Here is a 4902-nt window from a genome sequence, read left to right on the forward strand (position 1 = left end):
GTACGCGAAGGCGGCGGCCCAGGGGATCAGGGGCCGCCGCCTTCGCGTACGGGGGAGTCGTGAGCGGTGCCGGTGCCTCGTGGGCGCCGTCCGGTCGGCTCGGTGCCGGCCGGCTCAGTACCAGCCGTTCGCCTGCCAGAAGCTCCAGGCCGCCGTCGGGCTGCCGTAGCGGGAGTTCATGTAGTCGAGGCCCCACTTGATCTGGGTCTTCGGGTTCGTCTTCCAGTCGGCACCCGCGGAGGCCATCTTCGAGCCCGGCAGGGCCTGGACCAGGCCGTAGGCGCCGGAGGAGGAGTTCGTGGCGGCGGCGTTCCAGCCGCTCTCGTGCTCGACGATCTTCGAGAACGCCTTGAACTGGGCGTCGTTGTGGATCATCTTCTGCGCGGTCGCCTTGGCCGAGGCGGACGTGGCCACCGTGGGGGAAGCGGCCTGGGCGGGACCCGCCGCGAGCACCATGCCGGTCGTGGCGGCGGCCACGGCGGCACCGGTGAGGGCCGTCTTCGGGGAGGCGATGCGGCGGACACGGGTGGAGAAGGGCACGGAGAACCTTTTCTACGGGGACGGGGGCGGCCGCTCGTACGCCCTGACGTCCAGCCCTGGCATGCGGTGGCGCCGAGTCCCGGACGGGTACGTCGGCGCCTTGCGACTCCTCCAGAGAAACAGGCCCGCACGGTGTCCGCAATGCCCCCTTTTGCTAGTTGAGGCCGTACTAGCCGCACAAGGTCCTGCTGTGGCGTGGGTCTCAATCCGCAGGTCAGAGGCGGTGGGTGGGGTGGGCATGACAAGGGAATCGGCTACGAAGGTGCCTCGTAGGGGACCAAGGTCCTGTGGGCCGCTTCACTGTCGGTCGAGGCGTGCCGTCAGGAGATTCGCGTCGCCGCCTGTGGTGAGTGCGCCGCTGGTCACGTAGACGGTGGTGTTGTTATCGGTGCTGTTGTCGGTGTCGGTGTTGGCGTTGGCGTCCTTTACGACGGCGACTGATGTGGTGTTCTGCAGGCCGTCGCTCTGGTCGAGGACCGTGCGTGCCGGCCTGCCCGGGGTGATGAGCACCACCTTGCTGGGGATGTTCAGGGCGGCCAGCAGTTGGTCGCCCCGGCCCGTGAAGGCGAAGTCGTCGACGCTGTCCAGTCCCGTGGCCCTGATCTGAGGCTTCCCGGACTTCCCGAGCGTTCCCCTGCCCGTCAGCGGGATGCGCACGATCGTTCCGTGGTCGATGTTGGACACCCATACGGCGCCGTTGTGGACCTTCACGCCGTTGGCACCGAAGAAGTCGATCGGGTCGAGGTCGGGCCCGTCGGCCCAGACCGTCGCCGTGCCGGAGTTCGGGCGGACCCGCCACACCTTTCCCTGTGTGGAGTCGGTGATGTAGAAGTTCCCGGTGCGGTCGTCCCGCGCGAGCCCGTTGGCGAAGCTCGCCGCCGGCAGGGCCGCGATACGTACCGGGGTGCCGCCGGGGCGTAGCTTCCACAGGCCGGTGAGGTGCTCGTCGCCCGCGGAGTAGAGGAAGTAGAGCGTGCCGTCCTCGGTCCGTTCGATTCCGGTGACGGAGGCGGCGCCGGTGGTCGGGGTGTGCACGCCTCCGTCCGCCGGGAGCGGCATGGTGGCCAGCACCTCGACGCGTCCGCGGGGGGAGACGTGGGCCACCTGGCGGGACAGGATCAGGCCGACGTCGGCCGAACCGTCGGGCTCCACGACGATGCTCTCCGCGACCTGCCCGTTCGGCCGGTCGAAGTGCGCCACGACGCCGGGGTCCCGGAGGGGCGGCGTGGCCGCTTCGGCTGGTGCCGATACCGCGGTGGAGGCGATGATCGCCCCCGCGGTGGCTGTCGCCAGGCGGACGGCGAGGTGGTGCTTGCGCACGAGTGGCACGAGTGACACGAGTGACTCCGAATCTGGGGTGTGTTGCCGGCGGCGGGCCACGGCGGCCACGGCGGCCACGGCAGTCATGCCGGCCGCGTCGGCCGCGTCGGCCAGGAACAGCGTCGGTCTCTGCGTGCCGCTCAGCCAGTACCCTGCTCAACCCTGGAATCGCAGTACCACGCTAACGATCGCCCGGTACGCGACACTGGAGTCATGAGCCGGCCGGAGAACTCCCTGGGTGAGGCGCTGCGTGCCTGGCGCGACCGCCTCACGACGGACGACGTCGGCCTGCCGGCCACCGGACGCCGGCGGACGGCCGGACTGCGTCGTGAGGAAGTCGCGTCACTTGCCGGAGTCTCCGTCGACTACCTCCTGCGCCTGGAGCAGGGCCGTGCCCGGTGCCCGTCGCGCCACGTCATCGCCTCGATCGCCCGCGCGCTGCGCCTGACCGGCGACGAGGTGTGCCATCTGCATCTCGTCGCGGGGCTGCTGCCGCCGGTGGCGGGCCAGGTTCCGCATGAGGTGCCGCCGAGTGTCGACCGGCTCGTCAGCCGGTGGGAGGACACGGCCGTGGGGGTGTTCTCGGCCTCCTGGACCCTGCTGACCTGGACGCAGTCCTGGGCGGCCTTGCTGGGTGACCCGGGCACCCGGCCACCGCGGGAACGCAACCTGATACGAGCGGTCTTCGCCGAGCCCTCGGCGGCCGGCCGCTCCGCCCTCCTCCCCTTCCCCGCCGACCAGAACACCGCCGCCTTCAAGGCGGCCCTCGTCGCCGATCTGCGGCTCGCCCTCGCCGCGTACCCGGGGGAGAAGGAACTCGCCGAACTGGTCCGGGAGAGCACACAAATCAGTGCGGACTTCCGGGAGGTGTGGGGCACCGCGACGCTCGGTTCGCGCCTCGGCGGCCGGACGCGGATCCAGCACCCTCTCGCCGGAGAGATCGTGCTGGACAGCGACGTACTGAAGGTGCCGGACCACGACGTGCGGATCATGACGTACACCGCGGAACCCGGCACACCGGACGCCGAGAAGCTCGACCTTCTGCGGGGTACCGCCGTCCGCACCGCACTGCCGCTTTCCGCCGGATGAGGTGTGTGCCAGGTCCCAGCGGCCTCGGTCCGGCCGGCCGCTGCGAACCGGTACCGAGATATCGTGGTGTGTCGAAGTGTCTGGTGGGAGGGGTGACTCATGGCCGAAACGGCGGGCTCGGGCTCGGATGCGGATTCGGATTCGGATTCGAGTGATCTCATCGACGTGTTCAAGGCCCTTGGCAACCCCGCCCGTTTGCAGATCATGCAGTGGCTGAAGAATCCCGAAACGCACTTCGGCGAGTACGAGCCGATCGCGGACCGGCAGTCCGTCGGTGTGTGCGTCACGCACATCCAGGCGAAGTCGGGACTCGCACAGTCAACCGTCTCCAGCTACATGAGCACGCTCGAACGGGCGGGCCTCGTGCATCCCACCCGGGTGGGCAAGTGGACCCACTATCGGCGCGATGAGAAACGGCTGGCGCAGGTGGCGCGAGCGATCGACACCACTCTCTGATTTTTGATTGACGAATCGCGATATGTCGATATGATCTCGTCATGTCGACCTTCGATGCTGCCCCCATCGCCTTGATCGTGCACGCTCACCCTGAGCCCCACTCGTTCAGTACGGCTCAGATGAACACTGCGGCTCAGGCCCTGCGCGATGCCGGGTACCGGGTCGACGTCCTCGACCTCTACTCCGACGCATGGGCCCCGGTCCTCGCCCGCGAGGAGTTCGCACCGGTGGAAGGTCACTTCAAGCCGCAGGCCGAGCAGCAGCGCGCGGTCGAGGACGGGACGCTCGACGCGGCCGTCAAGGCCCATCTCGATCGGCTGCTCGCCGCTGACCTGCTCGTGCTGTCGTTCCCGATGTGGTGGTTCTCGCTGCCGTCCATCCTCAAGGGATGGGTGGACCGGGTCTTCGTGATGGGCGGGGTCTTCGGCGGGGACCACGGACTCTTCGACGACGCGGCGCTCGCGGGGAAGCGGGCGATGCTGCTGTTCACGACCGGTGGGTCCAGCGAGTCGTTCCGGCCCGGTGGCGCCTTCGGCTCGCTGGACGACTTCCTGTTCCATATCCACCGGGGGATGCTGGAGTTCGTCGGCTTCCAGGTACTCGACCCCGTGGTCACCTATGGACCTGCCCGCATGACTCCCCAGGAACGCACGGCGGCGCTGAACGCGGTCGGAGAGTCTGTCGCGCTCGTCGCGAGGGCAGGCACGCCCATCAGGGCGAACACGCCCGTTTAGGAAGGGCCTTCGAAGCTGACCGTCGTCTCGAAAGCCGCCCTCCGTGTGGCCCGGCGGAGCGCCTTGAGGACCGTCGCCCCCAGCGCGAGGGTCAGGACGACCGTCACCGTGGCCCGGCCCAGGTCCCAGCCGAGCGACGTGGCCAGGCAGTACGCGACGAAGCGGGCCAGATTGGTGTGCACGGCGTCGGCCGGGTCGAAGGCGACGTTCGAGGCCAGCGCGTCCATGAAGGGCCAGCCGGCCAGGTTCATGAACGTGCCGTACGCGAAGGCCGCCAGGAAGCCGTACGCGGCGAGCATCGCCAACTCAGCCCTGCCACGCAGCCGGTCGGGCCCCGGCAGCAGCCCCGCTCCCATCGTGAACCAGCCCATCGAGAGCATCTGGAACGGCATCCAGGGCCCGACCCCGCCCGTGAGCAGCGCCGACGCGAACATCGTCACCGCCCCCAGCACGAAGCCGAACCCCGGCCCGAGCACCCGCCCGCTCAGCACCATCAGGAAGAACATCGGCTCGATCCCTGCCGTACCGGCCCCGATCGGCCGCAACGCGGCCCCGGTCGCGGCGAGCACCCCGAGCATCGCCACGGCCTTGGGCCCGAGACCCGACTCGGAGATCGTCGCCGCGACGACCCCGACCAGCAGCACGAGCAACCCGGCGAACAGCCAGGGCGTGTCCTTCGCGTGGGCGCCCACCTGCGAGGTCGGCCCGCTGAAGAAGGGCCAGGTCAGCGCGGCGAGACCGATGACACCCACCAGGACGAGGG

Annotated in this window: 6 protein-coding genes; 3 read left to right on the top strand and 3 right to left on the bottom strand. The window is 69.5% G+C overall.

Annotated elements, in window-relative coordinates; translation table 11 throughout:
• Positions 1–114 precede the first annotated feature (114 nt).
• Positions 115–540 carry an aggregation-promoting factor C-terminal-like domain-containing protein gene (locus AOK01_RS38080; RefSeq protein WP_055519912.1) on the bottom strand — a complete coding sequence of 142 codons (426 nt, stop codon included), beginning with the start codon at positions 538–540 and terminating at the stop codon, positions 115–117.
• Between the two features lie 297 nt (positions 541–837).
• Complete coding sequence (locus AOK01_RS38085) at positions 838–1878, bottom strand: SMP-30/gluconolactonase/LRE family protein (protein WP_245702589.1); 1041 nt, start codon at positions 1876–1878, stop codon at positions 838–840.
• Between the two features lie 195 nt (positions 1879–2073).
• On the opposite strand from AOK01_RS38085, the gene AOK01_RS38090 reads away from it, so the two are divergent.
• The 3 genes from AOK01_RS38090 to AOK01_RS38100 all read left to right on the top strand — a co-directional run bounded on the left by AOK01_RS38090 (position 2074) and on the right by AOK01_RS38100 (position 4139).
• Positions 2074–2949 carry a helix-turn-helix domain-containing protein gene (locus AOK01_RS38090; RefSeq protein ID WP_055519914.1) on the top strand — a complete coding sequence of 292 codons (876 nt, stop codon included), beginning with the start codon at positions 2074–2076 and terminating at the stop codon, positions 2947–2949.
• A 99-nt stretch (positions 2950–3048) separates the two neighbouring features.
• The gene (locus AOK01_RS38095; protein ID WP_055519916.1) at positions 3049–3405 is read left to right on the top strand and encodes an ArsR/SmtB family transcription factor; all 357 of its coding nucleotides are present in this window, start codon (positions 3049–3051) and stop codon (positions 3403–3405) included.
• 41 nt (positions 3406–3446) lie between these two features.
• On the top strand, positions 3447–4139 hold the full coding sequence (locus AOK01_RS38100; protein ID WP_055519918.1) for an NAD(P)H-dependent oxidoreductase: 693 nt from the start codon (positions 3447–3449) through the stop codon (positions 4137–4139).
• Here AOK01_RS38100 and AOK01_RS38105 read toward each other — a convergent pair.
• Positions 4136–4902 (bottom strand): ECF transporter S component (locus tag AOK01_RS38105; protein WP_055519923.1); only part of this gene is annotated, 767 nt, incomplete at its 5' end. The genes AOK01_RS38100 and AOK01_RS38105 overlap by 4 nt on opposite strands.

Origin of the sequence: Streptomyces aurantiacus (assembly GCF_001418335.1) — a bacterium.
GTDB classification, from domain to species: Bacteria; Actinomycetota; Actinomycetes; order Streptomycetales; family Streptomycetaceae; genus Streptomyces; species Streptomyces aurantiacus.